General features: G+C 61.0%; 18 protein-coding genes. 8 read left to right on the forward strand and 10 right to left on the reverse strand.

Annotated features, from left to right (window positions below; all coding sequences use genetic code 11):
• Position 1: 1 nt before the first annotated feature.
• The 7 genes from QMK54_RS17445 (at position 2) to QMK54_RS17475 (ending at position 7,564) form a co-directional block, all read left to right on the forward strand.
• The gene (locus tag QMK54_RS17445; RefSeq protein ID WP_103393125.1) at positions 2–919 is read left to right on the forward strand and encodes an ABC transporter permease; all 918 of its coding nucleotides are present in this window, start codon (positions 2–4) and stop codon (positions 917–919) included.
• Positions 916–1,704, forward strand: a complete 789-nt coding sequence (locus QMK54_RS17450) for an ABC transporter permease (protein WP_110659203.1) — start codon at positions 916–918, stop codon at positions 1,702–1,704. The genes QMK54_RS17445 and QMK54_RS17450 overlap by 4 nt, the downstream gene beginning before the upstream one ends.
• Positions 1,705–1,718: 14 nt before the next feature.
• Complete coding sequence (locus QMK54_RS17455; protein ID WP_320400966.1) at positions 1,719–2,780, forward strand: extracellular solute-binding protein; 1,062 nt, start codon at positions 1,719–1,721, stop codon at positions 2,778–2,780.
• A gap of 125 nt (positions 2,781–2,905) precedes the next feature.
• Positions 2,906–4,102, forward strand: a complete 1,197-nt coding sequence (locus QMK54_RS17460; protein WP_110659205.1) for an amidohydrolase family protein — start codon at positions 2,906–2,908, stop codon at positions 4,100–4,102.
• Positions 4,099–5,586 (forward strand): amidohydrolase family protein, encoded by a 1,488-nt coding sequence (locus tag QMK54_RS17465; RefSeq protein WP_320400967.1) that lies wholly within the window; start codon positions 4,099–4,101, stop codon positions 5,584–5,586. The genes QMK54_RS17460 and QMK54_RS17465 overlap by 4 nt, the downstream gene beginning before the upstream one ends.
• Before the next feature lie 12 nt (positions 5,587–5,598).
• Positions 5,599–6,261 carry a flavin reductase family protein gene (locus QMK54_RS17470; RefSeq protein ID WP_110659207.1) on the forward strand — a complete coding sequence of 221 codons (663 nt, stop codon included), beginning with the start codon at positions 5,599–5,601 and terminating at the stop codon, positions 6,259–6,261.
• Positions 6,262–6,577: 316 nt separating this feature from the next.
• On the forward strand, positions 6,578–7,564 hold the full coding sequence (locus QMK54_RS17475; RefSeq protein WP_320400968.1) for an alpha/beta fold hydrolase: 987 nt from the start codon (positions 6,578–6,580) through the stop codon (positions 7,562–7,564).
• A 1-nt stretch (position 7,565) separates the two neighbouring features.
• Here the strand turns inward: QMK54_RS17475 and QMK54_RS17480 are convergent, their stop codons facing one another.
• From QMK54_RS17480 to QMK54_RS17505, 6 genes are read right to left on the reverse strand one after another with little or no spacing between them, the layout of a single operon-like run.
• On the reverse strand, positions 7,566–10,664 hold the full coding sequence (locus QMK54_RS17480; RefSeq protein ID WP_320400969.1) for an error-prone DNA polymerase: 3,099 nt from the start codon (positions 10,662–10,664) through the stop codon (positions 7,566–7,568).
• The gene (locus tag QMK54_RS17485) at positions 10,640–12,055 is read right to left on the reverse strand and encodes a DNA polymerase Y family protein (protein ID WP_320400970.1); all 1,416 of its coding nucleotides are present in this window, start codon (positions 12,053–12,055) and stop codon (positions 10,640–10,642) included. Before QMK54_RS17485 ends, QMK54_RS17480 begins: the two co-directional genes overlap by 25 nt.
• A 7-nt stretch (positions 12,056–12,062) precedes the next feature.
• The gene (imuA, locus tag QMK54_RS17490; RefSeq protein WP_223590804.1) at positions 12,063–12,680 is read right to left on the reverse strand and encodes a translesion DNA synthesis-associated protein ImuA; all 618 of its coding nucleotides are present in this window, start codon (positions 12,678–12,680) and stop codon (positions 12,063–12,065) included.
• Positions 12,680–13,297: a transcriptional repressor LexA gene (gene lexA / locus QMK54_RS17495; protein WP_007987463.1), complete on the reverse strand. Its 618-nt coding sequence runs from the start codon at positions 13,295–13,297 to the stop codon at positions 12,680–12,682. Before lexA ends, imuA begins: the two co-directional genes overlap by 1 nt.
• Positions 13,298–13,335: 38 nt before the next feature.
• Positions 13,336–13,458: a hypothetical protein gene (locus QMK54_RS17500; RefSeq protein ID WP_263296078.1), complete on the reverse strand. Its 123-nt coding sequence runs from the start codon at positions 13,456–13,458 to the stop codon at positions 13,336–13,338.
• A complete protein-coding gene (locus QMK54_RS17505; RefSeq protein WP_223590807.1) occupies positions 13,442–14,683 on the reverse strand; it encodes an MFS transporter in 1,242 nt (413 codons plus the stop codon). Before QMK54_RS17505 ends, QMK54_RS17500 begins: the two co-directional genes overlap by 17 nt.
• A gap of 1,480 nt (positions 14,684–16,163) precedes the next feature.
• On the opposite strand from QMK54_RS17505, the gene QMK54_RS17520 reads away from it, so the two are divergent.
• A complete protein-coding gene (locus tag QMK54_RS17520; protein ID WP_320400972.1) occupies positions 16,164–16,883 on the forward strand; it encodes an AAA family ATPase in 720 nt (239 codons plus the stop codon).
• Between the two features lie 101 nt (positions 16,884–16,984).
• On the opposite strand, the gene QMK54_RS17525 is transcribed toward QMK54_RS17520, so the two are convergent.
• From QMK54_RS17525 to QMK54_RS17540, 4 genes are read right to left on the reverse strand one after another with little or no spacing between them, the layout of a single operon-like run.
• Positions 16,985–17,260: a DUF971 domain-containing protein gene (locus tag QMK54_RS17525; RefSeq protein WP_320400973.1), complete on the reverse strand. Its 276-nt coding sequence runs from the start codon at positions 17,258–17,260 to the stop codon at positions 16,985–16,987.
• Positions 17,257–18,219: a HEAT repeat domain-containing protein gene (locus tag QMK54_RS17530; RefSeq protein ID WP_320400974.1), complete on the reverse strand. Its 963-nt coding sequence runs from the start codon at positions 18,217–18,219 to the stop codon at positions 17,257–17,259. The genes QMK54_RS17525 and QMK54_RS17530 overlap by 4 nt, the downstream gene beginning before the upstream one ends.
• Entirely contained in the window at positions 18,216–19,064 is an 849-nt protein-coding gene (locus QMK54_RS17535; RefSeq protein WP_223590834.1) for an ABC transporter ATP-binding protein, read from the reverse strand. The genes QMK54_RS17530 and QMK54_RS17535 overlap by 4 nt, the downstream gene beginning before the upstream one ends.
• Positions 19,064–19,846, reverse strand: coding sequence for an ABC transporter permease (locus QMK54_RS17540; protein ID WP_160386270.1), 783 nt, complete (start codon positions 19,844–19,846; stop codon positions 19,064–19,066). The genes QMK54_RS17535 and QMK54_RS17540 overlap by 1 nt, the downstream gene beginning before the upstream one ends.
• Positions 19,847–19,856 lie beyond the last annotated feature (10 nt).

The following is a 19,856-nucleotide window of genomic DNA, read 5'->3' on the forward strand; positions in this document are numbered from 1 at the left end:
GATGAGCGTCAGCAGCACTTCCCCGGCCCTCAACCGTGCGCTGTTGCTCAGCCCGGTGGTTTTGACCCTGCTGGCCCTGATCGCCATTCCGTTGGGCATCATGGGCTACATCAGCCTGTTGCCGCGCAACGTCTATGGCGGCGTCGACTGGCAGGCCAACTGGCAATTGCAAAGCTACGTGCAGCTGTTTTTCCAGGAAGGCTTCGACGGTGAACTGGAGTTGAACTGGGTCTACGCCCAAGCGTTGTTGCGCTCGGTGTTCCAGGCCGGTGGCACCACGGTCCTGTGTTTCCTGTTCGGTTTCCCGGTGGCGTTGTGGATGTCGAGCCTGACACCGCGCCGACGCAACCTCATGGTATTGCTGATCACCATCCCGTTCTGGACCAACCTGCTGATCCGCAACTACGCCTGGCTGATCATCCTGCGCGAACACGGCTGGGTGGCCCAGAGCCTCAACGCGCTGTTCCCGCAGGCCGGTGGCATCACCCTGCTCTACAACGACTTCGCGGTCAGCGTCGGCCTGGTCTACAGCTTCCTGCCGTTCATGATCCTGCCGATCTACTCGACCCTGGAAAAACTCGACTGGCGCCTGGTAGAGGCGGCCTACGACCTGGGCGCCAATCGCTGGCACGCGTTGCGCCGGATCATCCTGCCGCTGTCGATGCCAGGGGTAATTGCCGGTGCATTGCTAGTGTTCGTGCCGAGCCTGGGTGCCTTCATTACCCCGGCGATCCTCGGCGGCGGCAAGACGCTGATGATCGGCAACCTGATCCAGCAGCAATTCGGCACCGCGCGCAACTGGCCGCTGGGCAGTTCGCTGTCGTTCCTGTTGCTGGGGATCATGTTGCTGTCCCTGGTGCTGTACGCCCTCTATAGCCGCAAAGCCGCCAAGACCCAACGCCCAGGAGCCCAAGCATGATTGCCCTGCACCTGAAGAAACTGCCGCTGACCCGTGAAGTCAGCCTGCTGATCCTGGCCTATCTGTACCTGCCGATTTTCGTGCTCATTGCCTACAGCTTCAACGCCAACCGCTCGGCGACGGTGTGGACCGAGTTCTCGTTCGCCTGGTACGGACGCATCCTGGCCAACCCGTCGATCCAGACCGCCGCGCTGAACTCGATCATCGTTGCCAGCATCGCCACGGTCTGCGCCACGGCGATTGCCCTGCTCGCGGCGCTGGCAACGTACCGGCCGTTCTACGGACAGAAAATGGTCGAGGGCGGGATCAACCTGCCGCTGATCCTGCCGGAGATCGTCACGGCCGTGGCCACCCTGCTGCTGTTCATGGCGCTGGGGATCAAGCTCGGCCTGCTGACGGTGATCGTCGCCCACATCGGTTTCTGCATTCCCTTTGCCTACCTGCCGATTCGTGCGCGGCTCAATGACCTGGACAAGAGCCTGCTGGAAGCGGCGAACGATCTGTACGCCAATCCATGGCAGGTGTTTCGCCGGGTGACCTTGCCGTTGCTGTGGCCGGCGGTGCTGTCCGGTTCGGTGCTGGCATTCGTGGTCAGCCTCGACGATTTCATCATGACCTTCTTCGTCGCCGGGCCGGGTTCGACCACCCTGCCGGTGTACATCTTCTCGGCGATCAAGGCCGGCGTGACGCCGGAGATCAACGCGATCTCGACCCTGATGCTGGTGATTTCCATCGTGCTGGTAGTACTGGCCTTCTGGCTGGGGCAGCGCGGCAAAAACCAATGATCCTGGAGCAAAGCATGAAAACAAAAAGCATGTGTTTCGCTGTAGCCGGTCTGGCCCTGAGTTGCTTCACCGCAATCACTGCGTTCGGCGCTCAGGCCGCCGAGCCCAAGGAGCTGTTCTTCTACAACTGGACCGACTACTACCCGGTCGAGCTGCTGGCCAAGTTCGAAAAGGAGACCGGGATCAAGGTCACCATGGACGGCTACGACAGCAACGAAACCCTGCTGGCCAAGTTGCAGGCCGGCGGTGCGGCGTATGACGTGATCGTGCCGTCGCAATCGATCATGCGCACGCTGATCAACCAGGACCTGCTGCTGGAAATCGACGCCTCGGCCCTGCCCAACTTCCAGTACGTGAAATCGGCGTTCCGCGACCCGAGCTTCGACCCGGGTCGCAAATTCTCGGCGCCGTACCTGTGGGGCACTACCGGCTTCTCCTATGACAGCGCGCGAGTGCCCGGCGGCAAGCTCGACGACTCGTGGAAAGAGTTCTTCGAACCACGCAAGGAACTGCAAGGCCAACTCGCCGCCCTCGACACCTCCAGCAGCGTGATCAACGCCGCCAGCCATTACCTTAATGTCGACGAGTGCAGCGAAAACCCGCAGGACGCCAAGCGCATCCTCGAACTGCTGCAAAAACAGAAACCCTTCCTGAAGATGTACAGCTCGGACAACACCGTCGACCGCATGGCCTCCGGCGAGGTGATCATGATGCAGAACTGGAACGGCTCCACTGCCCGGGCCACCCTGCAGAAGAGCACCATCAAGTACGTGTATCCGAAGGAAGGCCTGGCGATGTTCCAGGACAACTTCGCCGTACCGAAAAGCGCGCCACACCCCGGCAACGCGAAGATCTTCATCGACTGGATGATGAAACCGGAAAACGCCGCCGCCGTCTCCAACGCCATCGCCTACGACAACGGCATCCAGAGCGACAAGCTGATCGACGCCAAGTGGCGAGTGATGGACGCCATCAACATGCCCGACGAATTCGCCTCGCGCCTGCGCCCTGAGAAGGAGTGCAGCAACAAGGCACGCGAACTCCAGGACCGGATCTGGGCGAAGCTCAAGGGCTGATCCGAGACCGAGTCGCGGCCTTCGCGAGCAAGCCCGCTCCCACATTTGAAATGCATTCCATTGTGGGAGCGGGCTTGCTCGCGAAGAGGCCAACACAGACACCAGAGAATTCATTGAGGTTACTCATGACCCAACCCCGCTGGCTGCGCAACGTGCGCCCCTACGGCTCTACCGCCGAAGACCTGCTGATCGAAAACGGTCGCTTCACCCAACGCCGCCCCGCCTCGACCACCGAGCTGCTCCCCACCGACATCGACGGCCAGAACCATCTGCTCACCCCGCCACTGGTGGAAAGCCACGTGCACCTGGACAAAACCCTCTGGGGCCAGCCCTGGCGCCCCAACAGCGCCGGCCCGACCCTCAAGGACTACATCGCCAACGAACGGCGCATCCTGCGTGAAGTCACCACCCCGATTGCGCAACGCGCCGGCGCCCTGCTGGAAAACTGCATCGCCCGTGGCTCGCTGACCATGCGTTGCCACGTCGACATCGACCCGGAGTTCGGCCTGCGCCATGTCGAGGCCATGCAGCAACTGCGCGAACACTACCGCGACCTGATCGACCTGCAACTGGTGGTGTTCCCGCAGACCGGCCTGATCAGTCGCCCCGGCACCGCCGAACTGATGCGCGAAGCCATGGCCCTGGGCGTGGAGAACGTCGGCGGCCTGGACCCGTGCGGCATCGACAACGACCCGATTGCGCAACTGGATTTCGTGTTCAAACTGGCCAGCGAATTCGACCGTGGCGTCGACATCCACCTGCACGACAAGGGTGAACTGGGCCTGTGGCAGATCGCCCTGATCGCGGACTACACCGAGCGTTTCGGCCGCCAAGGCCGGGTGATGATCAGCCATGCCTACTGCCTGGGGATGCTGCCATGGAGCCAGGTCAAACCGGTGGCCGAGCGCCTGGCAGCGCTGGGCATTTCGCTGATGAGTTCGGCCCCGGCCGATTGCGCGGTGCCGCCGTTCCTGGCCCTGCGCGAAACCGGCGTGAATGTGTGCCTGGGTTCGGACGGCATACGTGATGCCTGGTCGCCCATGGGCAACGGCGACATGCTCGAACGGGCGATGCTGCTGGCGTTCCGCTTCGACCTGAACAAGGACGAAGAACTGGCGGCGGCGTTCGCGGCGGCGACCGTCAACGGCGCCCAGGCGCTGGGTTGCCAAGCCAATCGCGTGGAAATCGGCCAGCCGGCGGACTTCCTGCTGATGCCAGTGCAAACCCTGGGTGAGGCAGTCGTCTCGCGGCCACAGCGCCAGGTCTATCGCGCGGGCCAATTGATCGCCGCGGGTGGTCGTCTGCTGGACAGCCGCCTGTGAAGCGCATTGGCTTGCGAGCCAGTTGCGTGGTCGGCTTCGACGGCACCCGGCATGTGCTGTGGCGCGACGGCGAAGTGGTGTTCGCAGGCTCGCGCATTGAGTTTGTCGGGCGCGGTTATCCGGGGCCAGTGGATCAATGGATCGATTACGGCAATGCGCTGATCGGCCCCGGCTTCATCGATCTGGATGCCCTCGGCGATCTCGACTCCACGGTGCTGACCCTGGACAACGGCGACGAGCGCGACATGGGCCGGATGTGGTCGGCGCAATATCTGGCGCGTGGATCGCGGGAAACCTACACCCCCGAAGAAGAAATCTTCAAATACCGCTACGCCTTCACGCAACTGATCCGCAACGGCATCACCACGGCCATGCCGATCACCTCGGTGTACTACCGCGAGTGGGCCGAGACCTACGACGAATTTGCGGCAGTAGCCGGTGTGGCAGCCGAACTCGGGCTGCGCACTTACCTCGGTCCCTGCTACATGAGCGGCATGAGTTACTGGCGCGCCGATGGCACCCTGGCGCACCACTGGGACGAAACCCGGGGCATGGCCGGACTCGATGCCGCCGAACGGTTTTTCCACGATTTCGACGGTGCGAGCAACGGCCTGATTCGCGCTGCGCTGCTGCCCGATCGCATCCAGACCTGCACCCCGGCGCTGCTGCAACGCACCGCTGCCCTGAGTCGGGAACTGAATGCGCCGGTGCGTCTGCATTGCTGTCAGGGCCAGGGTGAAGTGGCGATGGTCGAGCAACTGCGCGGCACCTCGCCACTGGGCTGGTTGCAGCAGCTTGAGCTTTTGACCCCGCGCAGCCTGTTGCCCCATGGCATTTACACCCGCGGCGATGACGACCTGCAACGCGTGGTCGATGGCGGCGCCAGCCTGGTGCATTGCCCCGTGGTGTTTGCCCGGGATGGCGAGGCGCTGAACTCGTTCGGACGCTATCGGGCCAAGGGCATCAACTTCGCCCTGGGCACCGACACCTGGCCGGCGGACTTGCTGGACAACATGCGCCAGGGCCTGAACATCGCTCGCCTCATGGAGGGCGGTAACGACCTGACCAGCACACTGGATATGTACAACGCTGCGACCCTGGGCGGTGCCAAGGCATTGGGCCGCGACGATATCGGTCGCCTCGCGCCTGGCTGCAAGGCCGACATCACGGTGTTCAACCTGCGCGGGATGCACCTGGGACCGCTGTTCGATCCGCTGAAAAACCTGGTGCTGGCCGGGCGCGGTGATGACTGCATCGCCAGCTACATCGACGGCCGTTGCGTGATGCAGGACGGTCAGGTCGAAAACGTCGACTACCCCGCCCTGCAACGCCAGGCCCAACGCCAATTCGAAAAACTGATGCGCAGCCACAGCGACCGGGCCTTCGGCCAGCCGGACTGGAAAAGCCTGTTCCAACCGGCCATCCCGTTTGCCGACGGCTACAGCGCAGACACACCACTGAGTACGATTGACCCTCTCCTTTAGGGAATTCTGCCTATGCAAAGCTTCGACTTCAGCACACTGAGCCCACGGGACAAATACAAGATTCTGATCGGCAGCGTCGTGCCACGGCCGATTGCCCTGGTCACCACCGTCGACGGCGAAGGCCGGATCAACGCGGCGCCATTCAGCTTTTTCAATGCACTGTCGGCCGACCCGCCCATCCTCGCCCTGGGCGTGGAAAACTACGGCGACCAAAGCCCCAAGGACACCACCCGCAACATTCAACTCAGCCAGGAATTCACCGTGAACATCGTCAGCGATGCACTGGTGGAAGCCATGAACGTCTGCGCCGTGCCCTTCGCCCCCGGCTTCGACGAGTTGACCGCCGCCGGCCTCACCGCCATCCCCGGCACCACGGTCAAATGCCCGCGCATCGGCGAAGCTCCGGTGGCGCTGGAGTGCCGGCGGATGATGGCGCTGTCCATCGGCCAATCCCGGGAGATTATCTTTGGTGAAGTGCTGATGGCTCATGTGCGGGACGAATTGATCGACCCGAAAACCCTGTACATCGATCAATTGCGCCTGGATGCGATCGGACGCATGGGCGGGCATGGTTATGCGCGCACACGGGATTACTTCGATTTGCCGACACGCTCGTTGCAAGCGTGGACGGAAGCGCCAGGGGGTGGGGAGCGGTTTTGGCCGCTGAGCAAATAACAGGCATTAACAAAAACCCTGTGGGAGCGGCTTTTGTGGCGAGGGGGCTTGCCCCCGTTGGGCTGCGGAGCAGCCCCCAAACCAATCACCGCAATAATTTCAGGCACGCTGCATTCACCGATTTTACGACGGCTTCGCCGCCGAACGGGGTGGTGCGGCATGCTTACTCTGAAACCTGAGGTCGTACATTTCCCGGTTGCCAGTATTGTTGCCACGCCATCTTCAACATCAAATCGACCTTTCTTGCTGCGCAGCTCATCGATCCATTCGTTGGCAAGACAAAACAACCGATCAGCGTAATCAGGACGTTAATGACATGGATATCCGTCAGCGATTTTCCCTTTTCCATACCATTCGAAGCAGCAGGTACATCCTTCTGTTCACCGTGATACTCATCCTTGCAACACTCCCGTTTTCGGGCACCGCACACTCAACCCCCGCGGATATCAACCCGACAGCAAAGTCCTCCCTGCAGACCAGGTCAATCCAGGCAGGCGACACGACCTGGTCGTATTACGAGGGCGAAAAAAACGGTCCGGTCCTGTTGCTTGTGCATGGCTTTTCTTCAAACAAGGAAGTCTGGCGCCCACTGGGCGAAGACCTCGGCGCACGCTTTCACGTGGTCATTCCCGACCTTCCCGGCTGGGGTGATTCGACGCGCCTTGCAGGCGGAAGTTATGACATTGATGCACAAGCGGCACGGCTCAATGATTTTTTGCTTGCGCTCGACCTGCGTGAAATCAATCTGGTGGGCCACTCCATGGGCGGTGCCATTGCCGGAGTGTTTGCAGCCGAGCGACCGGAGCGTATTGCTCGCCTGGTGCTGATCAGCCCGCTGGGATTGAGCTTTGCCGAAAACGATTTCATCCGGGCGCTGAATGCGGGTGACAACCCGTTTATCTACGATGACCGTGTGGGCGTCGAGCGCACTGCCCGACTTGTCTATCTCGATCCTCCCGAAATGTCCGATCAAGAGGTAGAAAATGCCATTGCAGGCAATCGGCACCAGCGCAGCTTTATCGAGTCCACCCTGGCGCAGATCCGCCCGCCGTCCCAATGGCTCGCGCTGGACCATCGACTGGCGCAGCTCACCATGCCGGTACTTGGCATCGGTTGCCGCGAGGATAAGGTGATCGATATCTCCGCCCTGGAGACAATGCAAAACGGTCTGCCCGATGGCCGGGTCGAAAAGGCTGTCACCCTTGAAGGTTGCAACCACTTGCCCATGCTCGAACGTCCTGTGGCAACGGGGCAGCTACTCAGCGACTTTGCTGCCGGCACTCAACCACCCGAAGCCCTGTGACTCAATGAAAGTCCCGGCTCCGTACGTTGATCCCATCGAGCAATGAACTCAGGTCACTCAAGCGTCCGGCAATCAGATGCCGGACCTCACCCTCCTTCTCCCAGCGCCCATCGACCTTGAGCAACTGCGAGCCGACCAGCACCTTGCGCTGCCGTTCGGCAAGGTCACGCCACACCACCACGTTGACGTTTCCGAACTCGTCCTCAAGGGTGACGAACGTCACGCCGCTGGCGGTGGCCGGGCGTTGTCGGCCGGTGACCAGGCCGGCGACGCTGACCGGCCGACCATGTTCGACGTCCAGCAACGCCTTCGAACTGCGGCAGCGTCGCGCCGTCAACTCAGCGCGCAACAGGGCCAACGGATGCGGCCCGAGGGTGGTGCCGACACTGGCGTAATCAGCTTGCAGGTCCTCGCCCACGGTGGGCTTGGGCAACGCCACCACGTCCTCTTCCTGGCTTGGCAGGCCGGCAAACAGACCCAGCTGCTTTTGTACCCCGGCCACCTCCCAGCGTGCCCGGTGCCGGTCGCCGGCCAGGCCTCGCAGCGCACCGGCATCGGCCAGCTGCTCCTGGGCGCGGGCATCGAGTCGCGCCCGTTCGCCAAGGTCGGCGATGTCGGCAAACGCGCCTTTGGAACGGGCCACCTCTATGCGTCGGGCATCGTCCTCGCGAAAGCCCTTGATCATGCGCAGCCCCAAGCGAATCGCCGGTTGCGCAGCGGCGATCGGTTCCAGGCTGCAATCCCAGTCACTGGCGCGCACGTCCACCGGGCGAACCTGCAAATGATGACGCCGCACGTCCTGCAGAATCTGGTCCGGGCTGTAGAACCCCATCGGCCAACTGTTGATCAGCGCACAGGCGAAGGCCGCCGGTTCGTGGCATTTCAACCAGCAACTGGCGTAGGTCAGCAAGGCAAAACTGGCCGCGTGGGACTCAGGAAAACCGTAGCTGCCAAAACCCTTGATCTGCTCGAAGATCTGCGCGGCGAATTCGGCGGTGTAGCCGTTTTTCTTCATCCCGGCGGCCAACCGTTCCTTGTGCGGTTCGAGCCCGCCGTGGCGTTTCCACGCAGCCATGGAGCGGCGTAGCTGGTCGGCCTCGCCGGGGCTGTAGTCGGCGGCGACGATGGCGATCTGCATGACCTGCTCCTGAAACAGCGGCACGCCGAGGGTGCGCTTGAGTACCACCTCCAGTTCCGGTGACGGATACACCTCCGGTTCTTCCTTGTTCCGTCGTCGCAGGTACGGATGCACCATGCCGCCCTGGATCGGTCCCGGTCGAACGATGGCGACCTCGATCACCAGATCGTAAAACGTCTTTGGCCTGAGCCTCGGCAACATCGACATCTGCGCCCGGGATTCGATCTGGAACACGCCGATGGTGTCGGCCCGACCGATCATTTCGTAGGTGGCCGCGTCTTCGGACGGGATGGTCGCCAGGCTCAGGTCCAGGCCCCGGTGCCGGCGCAGCAGATCGAAACATCGGCGAATCGCGCTGAGCATGCCCAGCGCCAGGATATCGACCTTGAGCAGGCCCACTGCGTCGAGGTCATCCTTGTCCCACTGGATGATGGTGCGCTCGGCCATGGCGGCATTCTCCACCGGCACCAGACTGTCCAGCGGTTGCTCGGAAATCACGAAACCGCCGGGGTGCTGGGACAAATGCCGGGGGAAGCCGATCAACTGCCCCGTCAGGCTCAGCACCCGGTGCAGCACCGGGCTCTGCGGGTCAAAACCACCTTCACGCAGGCGTTCAACGGGGGGTGTTTCATCGCTCCAGTGACCGCAACAATCGGCCAGGGCATTGATCTGGTCCGGCGGCAAGCCCAGTGCCTTGGCCACATCCCGTACCGCACCGGCGGCGTGGTAAGTGCTGACCACCGCCGTCAACGCGGCCCGGGCCCGGCCATAACGCTGGAACACGTACTGCAAGACCTCCTCGCGGCGCTCGTGCTCGAAATCGACGTCGATGTCCGGCGGTTCGTTACGTTCTTTGGACAGAAAGCGCTCGAACAGCAACGTGGTGCGATCCGGATCGATTTCGGTGATCCCCAGGGCGAAGCACACGGCCGAGTTGGCGGCAGAACCACGACCCTGACAAAGAATCTGTTGTTGGCGGGCAAAGCGGACGATGTCGTGGACCGTCAGGAAATAGCTTTCATAGCCCAGTTCCTCGATCAGTTGCAGCTCCTTGTCGATCTGCACCAGCACTTCGCTTTTCGGCCCTTTTGGCCAGCGCCACTCGATGCCTTCCTCGGTCAAATGACGCAGCCACGAGGAGGCCGAGTGCCCTTGCGGCACCAGCTCACGGGGATATTGATAACGCAACTGGCCAAGATCAAAGGTGCAACGCCGGGCGATATTCAGTGTTTCTGCCAGCAAGGCTGGCGGATAAAGCGCCTGCAGCACGTCGAGGCTGCGCAGATGGCGTTCGCCGTTGGGGTGCAGGCGTAATCCGGCATCGGCCACCGGCAGGTGATGACGGATCGCGGTCATGGTGTCCTGCAAGGCGCGTCGGCCCCGGGCGTGCATGTGCACATCGCCACTGGCCACGGCCGTTATGCGCAATTCCCTGGCCAGGGTCAGCAGATCGTCCAGGCGCCTGGCATCGTCCTGACCGCGGTGCAATTGCACCGCCAGCCACAGGCGCTCGGCGAAGACCTGCTTGAGCCAGCGGCCCTGTTCAAAGGCATCGACAGCGTCCGGCACCCACAACGCCAATAACCCCGGCAAAGGTTCGCTGAAGTCTTCACGCAGCACCTGATACTGGCCTTTCTGCGTGCGACGCCGGGCACGGGTAATCAATCTGCACAGCACCTGATAGCCCTCGAGACTCTCCACCAGCAGCACCAGTTTCGGGCCGTTCTCGATGCGTATTTCACTGCCGATGATCAGCGGCAACTCCACGGACTTCGCCGCTTGCCAGGCACGAACGATACCCGCCAGGGTGCATTCATCCGTGATCGCCAAGGCTTGATAGCCCTGTTTTTTTGCGCGTTGGAACAGTTCGAGGGCACTGGAGGCGCCGCGCTGGAAGCTGAAGTTCGACAGGCAGTGCAGCTCGGCATAGTCGATGCTCATGCGAACCAACCCTGCAACCACAACGGGCCGTCCTCACCGACCGCCCGGTAGGCCCAGCCCTGTTGGCCGGCACGGGTTTCGATCAGGTAGTAGTCACGGCGTACGTCGTCGCCGTCCCACCAGCCGGACTCGATACGCTCCGGCCCCATGAGGATGCGTGCCGAGCCCTGATGCACGGCCTGCGGCTCGGTCAGCAGCCAGCCCGGCCGCTTCACCGCGGCCGGCACCGCGCAAGGCTGGCTGTCGGCACTGGCCTGCCACGCGCACTCGGGGCGGTGATCGGCCTGGAAGCGCAAGCCATGCACTGCGTCATCCCCCAGCCGTGCACGCAGGCGTTCGCGCAGTTGCTCCCAGGGCAAGGACTGCTGCGGGCGATCGTCGAACAGTTCCTGATGCTGGGGCACGAAGGTCGGCAAATCCTCGGCACGCAGGCGAAAACCGCGCACCGGCGCCTCGACCTGCACTTGCTCCAGTCGCCCCCGGGCCAGCTCGAAGAGCATCGCCGGGTCGCGCTCGGCGCTGAGCAGGCCGACCTTGATGAGCGTATCCGGCAACCCGGCGTGCTCCAGATGCAGGTCGAAACGCTGAACGCCGCTGTCGCGACCACAGAGGAACGCCGACAGGTCGCCGGTCAATCGACGCAACGGGAACAGCAAGGCCTGATGGGACTGCACATCGAAATTGAGCTCGATGCGCACATCGAAGCGGTCCGGTGGCAAGTAGAACGCCAGCGCCAGCCGTCGCACACCGAACAGGGCATCCAGATGCTTGAGCACCTGGGCTTCGAAACGCCGGGCCAGGCTATGCCGGGGCAACGCCTGCACCTGGCTCAAGGTGCGCAGGCCCATGCGCGACAAGGCCGTGGCGACCGAGGCTTCGAGACCGACCCGGTCGACGGGCATTTGCCCCAGGTGATGCTGCAAGGCTTGATCATCCGGCACCACCAGGCCGTCATAGGCATTGGCCAGCACCCGCGCCGCCACCGGGTTGGGCGCGGCCACGATGCGGTGCCGAAACCCCAGTTCGCCGAGCTCTCGGCGCAAAAGCGCTTCGAACTGCGGCCAGGCGCCGAACAGGCCGAGGCTGGATTCGATCTCGAACACCACGGCCCGAGGGTAATGCACGCTGACCTGGGAACTGAAGCGATAGGCCCAGGCGGCGAGAAACTGCTGCCAGTGTTCGATGTCAGCGGCGTCGTATTCAGCCGTGGCAAAGCCTTTGCTCAAGGCCTGTGCCGCGCTCATGGACTGGCCGGGACGCAAGCCCAGCGCCCGCGCCGCGTCGTTGACCGCCTGCAGCACCCGGCGCTGGGCCGGGCCGGTCAGCAACGCCAGGGGCTCATCGGGATCGGCGCGCTGACGCAGTACCGCGTCCAGCGCCAATTGCGGGAAAACAATGCAGACCCAGCGCATGGCAACCTCAATGCCCCACGGCGAAGGCAATCGGCGCCGAACGGGCCAGGCCGCCGCGGCACTTGAGCACGCGCAGTTGTGCCGGCTGGGCATCGATGGCAATGCGCAAGGCCGCTGGCGAAGGGTTGATCGCTTCACTGAGGGGACGATAGGCGAAGGCCAGGGTCTGGCCGGTTTCCGCCGCCACCTGCAAGCGGCGCAAGGCGCGGTCATCGACCTTGTGCGGCCAGCACAGCACCGCGCCGCAACTGCCCGACCGCAGGCATTGTTCGGCGGCCCACAGCGCATCGCGCTCGCTGGCCCGGATGATCGACAACTGGCGCAGATCGACCCCGGCGCCCTGCCACGCCTGGGGATACGGCACATAAGGCGGCGCCACCAGCACGATGCGCTCGCCCGCCGCCGACAGCCGTGCCAGCGTCGGCCACACCAGTTGCAACTCGCCCACGCCCTGCCCGGCCAACAGGATCTCCGTCAGCGCCGCCTCCGGCCAGCCTCCGCTTGGCAATGCCGCGTCGAGCGCGGCATGCCCGGTGGGTTGCGGGCTGGCGGCCGGTGGCGCAGGCCGGCCCCTCCAGACCTGGCCGCCATTGAACAGCGTATCCAGCGCAACGACGGCACCCATCAGCCTTGCCTCACCAGGCCACAGAACACGCCCTCGATGGCCAGGTCCCGATCGGCCTCGACAATGATCGGCTGGTAGGCCGGGTTGCGTGGCAACAGTCGAACCACATCGCCGACCCGCTCGAAGCGCTTGATGGTGACCTCGCCGTCGAGCCGCGCGACGACGATCTGGCCGTTGAGCGCCTCGGGGTTGCGGTGCACGCCCACCAGATCGCCGTCGAGAATGCCGTCCTCGATCATCGAATCACCGCGCACCCGCAGCATGTAGTCCGGCACCCGCGAGAAGATCGACGGATCGAGCAGCAAGCGGCTGTGCACCTCGGCATCAGCCCCGATCGGCGCACCGGCCGCCACCCGGCCAAGCACCGGGATGTCCAGCAACTCGGGCCGCGGCGGCTGCCCGAGCAGGCGAATGCCCCGGGCCTGATGCGGGTTGACCTCGATAAACCCGGCTTCGGTCAGCGCCAGCACATGCTTGCGCGCCACGCTGCGGGAGGCAAAACCGAACGCCTCGCTGATTTCAGCAAGGCTCGGAGGCTGACCGTGCTCGGCGATGCGATCGCGGATAAAGGTCAGGATGGCGGTACGGCGGGGAGTCAGAGTCGTCATGGAGTACATTTGTACTCTTTTGACTTTTTTCTGGCAAGGGCCACCAGTCAGTGGCGCAAATTAGCGGCGGCTGTGATGACCTTTTCGCGGGTAAGCCGGATCGCCGCCCCACTCAAAATCAGGGCCGAAAGATCTTGGGCCTGCTCTAGCACGTTATTGCACTTGATCATTTTGAGCACTCCTTGGCATGAGCGTATAGGCCGCCAGAACAATGAACAGGGTACCCACTGCACTAAGGATTGCCGTGAGGGAAAGGGTCTGGGAGTAACCAACCAGCCCGCCGACGATTCCGCTTCCAAGATAAATAAAGGGGTGCAGGCCACTGGTAAAAAACGTATCGACTGCCACCACTTTACCGAGGTCCTTTTCGGGAGACAGTGTCTGCATCGCTGTGGCCCAACCAGTCAACCAGGACGCTTCGACGACACCTACCAGGGTCGCCCCCAGTATCGCCATCCAGGACGAGCTTCCCATGCCGAGTAGTGCCATCGCGCCAGCCAGGAACAAGCCGCAGGTCACTGCAAGCCCGATCAGTCGTTCATGCCCGGAAACAAGCACCGTGACGATTGATCCAATGCACGCACCGAATCCCGAGGCGGCCAGACACACCCCCCACATTTCTTCATTGAATCGATCGCTGATGGCATAGGGAGCGACGACCAGGAAAATCGGGAAACACAATACGTTCACCACGAGGGTGGCCGCGAAGCCCAGCAAAAGCTTGGAGTTGCCGGTAACGATGGCAATGCCATTGACCGCTTCTCGAATCGAGAACTCCTCCTCGAACTCATGGGGCTCCACATTAGGCAACATCGCCGTGTAAATGGCGGCGCAGAAGAATGTCAGACCATCGATCAATATGCCCCAGACCGGATCCCAGAAAATGATGAATACACCCAGCGTCGCGGGAAACAGCACAGCGACCAGGTTGTCGACAAAGTTCATCGCACCATTGCCTGCCACCAGTGCTTGTTTGGGCAGCAAATTGACTAGCAGTACCTGAGCACACGGGCGGGAAACTCCGATGCCGATGCCAAATATCAGATAGGCAAAGACCAAGTACCACCACGGTGTACCGGAGAAGATCAGCGCCACTGCGGCCAGTTGCGCACACCCCCTCGCCATGTCGGTGTAAATCAGTATTCGCTGCGGCGACTTTCGATCCGCCAGCAAACCTCCGACCAAGGCCCCGATCACGCTCCCTACCCCAACTGCCGCCATAACAAAACCAAATACTTGTCCTCCGTAGCCGGTCCGGATAAGCGCTATCGGCAGTGCGGCTAGACAAATAGCGTCGCCGGCCATCGAGAGACTTTGGCCAATCAGCAACTTGCGAAAAGACGAGACGCTCAGCGCTTCGGTATAAGGTGATAAGCGATCAGCAATGGAAATCATAAGTAATCCTCCTTGAGACCTATGCTGCGTCCTGGTTTAAGTGCATAGCGAGCTTCAATCCCCCTCTCCGGATTTCAAGTTCTCCTCGACCGAGAATCGAGACCTTGAGCGGCTGTCCGCAAAAGCAGTATGTCAGTCGATACTTCATTGGCTGCTTTCGCGAGCAGGCACACATATCAGATTGGGGCGGCTTCGGGGATGAGTTGTGCCAGATACGCTCATGGATAAATCCCCCCGCTCATGCCCATCGCTGAAGACCAGTTGCAGGCCATAGCCCTGGCGTGCCGCTCGATAAACGCCCAGTGCTCCTTATTCGAACAAAACGGACGATCAAAAAAAGATAGGCCTACCGTCCGTCGACTTTCTAAAAAAAATAGCATCTGAAGAAAATAAAAAACCCATAAAAAAGTACAAACCGCACATTTACTCCTACAGAAATACCTTACTCAATATAGCAAGATCATTTCTGTTTTACCGAAAACCAAAATACAGTTTCAAAAAAGAATTCCACAGCTCCACGCTAGAAACCAGTCGCACCAGAACAAAACAAAGCCATTAAGACATCCTAACATCATGTAGGACCCATCTTAAAAGCCCATAGGAAAAACCCTACAACACAAAACCCCCTCACTTGCGCCCAATACTAAAATGAACTAATCCTTGCAGCACCACTTAATACCAAATGGTTCGCCCTTCCATAAAAAATAAAAACAACAAGAACGGAAAATCGCCACTCAATGACTAAAAATATCATACCCAGAGCCTCGACCCTAACATCAATATTCATAAAAGAACAATTAAAAGAACCCATCGCCCTTTTCTGGATCATGATATCACCTTGCGCGATGTTCTATTTTTTTGCAATAACCAGACAAGACCCCAACTATTTTTCCAGCAATTACGTTACAGCTTCAGCATGGTTTTATGCCTACATCTCTTCCAGCGTTGCATTATTCGGATTCGCCTTTTACATAATCGGAAGAAGAGAAAGCGGATTCACCCGATCATTTATTTACTCCAAGGAATCGAAACTGATTTTTCTTTTATCGCACTTCACAGCCTACTCATTAATATCAATATCTTATTGCGCAACTTTTTACTTAACGACCAAATTACCATTTGGAAACTACGACCTCAATGAACTACTGAATATCACACCACGCTTTTACATCTGCTTCATCATGTTTTGCACGATCGGAGCTGTTTTCTCATTATTGCCGATCAACTTTCAGAATTCGAACACTTTGCTTTCCATTTTTTCGTTCTGCATGCTGATTCTCGGAGTAATGAGTGCAAGCAGATCAAACCCCATCACCGACGCCTTGAACCTCGCAAACCCACTGACACTTGCAAGCCGGATAATGGAACAGGGCCTTGAATCCAACAAACTCATCACAACAGCAATAATTATTGTATTTATCTTAGTACTGCACAAAACCTTCAAACACCTAAGAATCAATCCCGTATGGAGCCGATACTGATGAAAAAATTCACGGCGCAGGGCATTGACTTCTCCTATACAGACAACCCCCTCTTGACCCAGGCATCTCTTGAGGTTGCTCAAGGCAACATTGTCGGTATTCTGGGACCCAATGGATCTGGAAAAACAACTTTTTTCGATATCGTCTGCAAGCTTAAAAAAGCAAAGTCCGGCTTGATAAAAAACGACTTCAGTCAGTTTTTATACCTTTCTCAAATCATCACCACTCCCCCGCCGCTGCGCATGCGCGACATTTTTAAAATGGTGACTGCGCTGTCATCAAGCGAGCCTATGACACAGGATAAGACCTTAAAAAAACTAAGTGCGTGGAGCCCTGCAATAGTTGACCGATATCAAGACATATGGAACAAAAAATCATCGCTATGCAGCTACGGAGAGACACGCTGGTTCTTTACGCTCACTCTTCTTTCAATTTCTGCAGACTTCGTGATTCTCGACGAACCTACCGCCGGTGTAGATCCGGAATTTCGGCGCTATATTTGGCAGTGCCTACGCGGCGCCGCCAGTGAGGGCACCGCTATTCTGGTTTCCTCGCACAATGTTGATGAAGTCATTAACCATTGTGATTATTTCTACATGATTAGCCAGAAGCGCTTCAATCGCTTTGCCAATGGTAGGGAGTTCATGCATCGGTATAACGTGAAGACTGTGGACGATGCGTTTATCCGAGCCGTTACTGAGCCTGTATTCACCGCATAAAGCCGGTCGACTGTTGGCGAAAAGCGTCCAGGCGTACCGATTCCTCCAACGGCACGCTTTATCGTTCACGTCCATCGCGAGCAGGCTCGCTCCTACAGGGATCAGGTCAGAGCAGAGAGATACGCCCACGGATAAATCCCCCGCTCATGCCCATCACTGAACACCAGTTGCAGGCCATACCCCTGCGAATGCAATTCGATCACCTGAACCCGCGCATCGACCATCGGCGCCATCCCCCGCAAACGAAACGCCCGACACTGCGAACACGGGCACTGCCGGCGCAGTTCGGCATGATCCAGCACCTGCTCGCGGCCATCCGGCCAGTTCAGGCGCAACTGCTGTTTGCTGCGGGAATTGCCAATCGCCAGCGGGTTCATTGCAGTTGGCTCAAGGCAATGCGCACGGCCTTGCGTACTTCAGGGTCGCCGTCGTCCTGTGCGGCCTGCAACGGCGCGATGGCCCGGGGGTCGCTCAATTCGCCGAGGGCCAGCGCGGCTTCCTTGCGCAGGTTGCTGATGCGGTGGCCGAGGGTGTCGATCAGGGCTTCGAGCGCCGGTACAAAACGCAAGCGGCCGAGGCTGCGGGTGGCGCGCAGACGCACCTGCCAGTAGTCGTCGCCCAAGGCATCGATCAGGGCCGGGCCGGCGTCGGGGTGGCCGACCTTGCCCAGGGTGGTGGCGGCTTCTTCGCGGACTTGCCAGGCTGCGTCGCGCAAGGCCTGGCGCAGGGCTGGCAGCACTTGTGCGTCAGACGCAAGACCCAATGCGCCGGTGGCGGCACGCCGCACCTCGGTGTCCGGGTCAGCGCTGGCCAACTGCGCCAGTGCCGGCAAGGCATCGAGTTGCTTGAGCCAGCCGAGCACGCCCACCGCCTCGCGGCGCACGCTGGCGCTTTCATCAATCAATGCCCGGGTAGCGGCATCGGCGGCATCAGGGCAGCGCAACTCGCGCAACGCCCTGAACGCGGCGATGCGTACGCCGCTGTCGGCGTGCCCGGTCCACGGCAGAATGACCCGGCCCGCCGCCTCGCTCTTGAGCAGGCTGAGACTCTGCGCAGCGGCTGCCTGCACCGCCGGCGACGGGTCCGTCAGCGCCTGGCACAACGCCTCGACCACCGGCTCGTCCTCCCAGGCTTCCAGCAACCGCGCGGCTTCGGCGCGAACGTCTGCAATCGGGTCTTCGGCCAGTCGATCGGTCAACCACAGCAGGCCGTCCGGCTCCTCGAGATCGGCCAGTTCGATCAGCGCGATCCGGCGTACGCCGGGGTCGTCATCGGTCAGGCGCGGTTGCAGGGCAAGAATGTCGTCGTTATCGGTTACATCGAATAGTGAGGTCATAGGGCAAATCGCGGCAGTTTGTTTTCAGGGGGAAGTCCGAGCGGGTTCAGGCGCGGCAGTTGCCGGCCGTCTTCGTGGCGCAGGAGTTCGAGGCAATGACGCTTGAGGTGCGAGAATTCAGGGCGGGTCATCAGTTCCGTGCTGCGCGGCCGGGGGAACTCCAGGCGCAGGTCTTCGATGATTCGCCCGGGGCGCGTGCTCATGACCAGCAAGCGATCGGCGAGGAACAGCGCTTCGTCGATGTCATGGGTGACGAACACCACGGTGGTGCGGATGCGCGTCCAGATGTCCAGCAGCAGTTCCTGCATGTTCAACCGGGTCAGGGCGTCGAGGGCGCCGAAGGGTTCGTCCATCAGTAACAGGCGCGGGCGGTTGACCAGCACCCGGGCGATTTCCACCCGTTGCTGCATGCCGCCGGAGAGCTGATCGGGCCAGCGCCCGGCAAAACCTTCGAGGCCCACCAGGGCGAGAATTTCATCCGCCGCCTTGTGCCGTTCAAGCTTGCCGACACCGCGCATCTTCAAGCCGAACGCCACGTTGTCACGCACCGTGCGCCACGGAAACAGGGTGTGCTGCTGGAACACCATGCCGCGTTGTGGCGATGGCCCCGACACCGGCGCGCCATCCACGTTCAAGGTGCCGGTGCGCGGTTGCAGGTGGCCGGCCAGAGCGCCGAGCAAGGTGGACTTGCCGCAACCGGACGGCCCGAGAATGCACACGAACTGCCCCGGTTCGATCTGGCAATCGAGGCCCTGCACCGCTTCGAAAGCCGCGGCCCCTTCGCCCAGGCTGATCGACAGCCCGCGAATGTCGATGCGCCCTTCCAGGTGTTGAAAAACGCTCATCAGGCTTTTCCTCGTGGTCGATGCCAGGGCGTGAACAGCCCGCCCAGACGCTTGATCAGCAGGCTGCTGCCCATGCCGAGCACGCCGATCAGCAACATGCCGACGACGATGTCGGCGTAGTTCTGGATGGTGTAGGACTCCCAGGTGTAATAGCCGATGCCGAATTGGCCGGAGATCATTTCCGCCGTCACCAGGCAGAACCACGAGGTGCCCATGCCGATGGCCAGGCCGGTGATGATGCTCGGCGCGGCGCCCGGAAGAATCACCTCCAGCAGGATGGCCCGGCGCCCTGCCCCGAGGCTTTTCGCCGAGGCGATCAGCCGTGGGTCGACGCCTTCGACGCCATGCACGGTGTTGAGCAGGATCGGGAACAGTGCGCCGGTGAAGGTGATGAACACCATCGACAGTTCCGATGACGGGAACATCAGGATGGCCAGGGGAATCCACGCCACCGCCGGAATCGGGCGCAACACTTCAAGGGGCGGCAGCAGCAGATCTTCGGCCCATTTCGAGCGGCCGATGGCCAGGCCCAGGGCAACGCCAATGACCAGCGCTGCGAGGTAACCGGCGAACACCCGGCCGAGGCTGCTGCCCAGGTGCTGCGCGAGCTTGCCGGAGTCGCCGAGGCCGAGGGCGGCTTCAACGACCGCCACGGGTGTCGGGACGTTAGCGAAGGTCACCAGGCCGAGGTTCCAGTGGTGGCTGGCGGCGAGTTGCCAGAACAGCAGGCAGAGCAGCAGTGAAGCGGCCCTGGGGAGCCAGCGAGAATAGGATCGGTACACAATTATTCCT

Source organism: Pseudomonas sp. P5_109, assembly GCF_034009455.1.
Taxonomy (GTDB): domain Bacteria; phylum Pseudomonadota; class Gammaproteobacteria; order Pseudomonadales; family Pseudomonadaceae; genus Aquipseudomonas.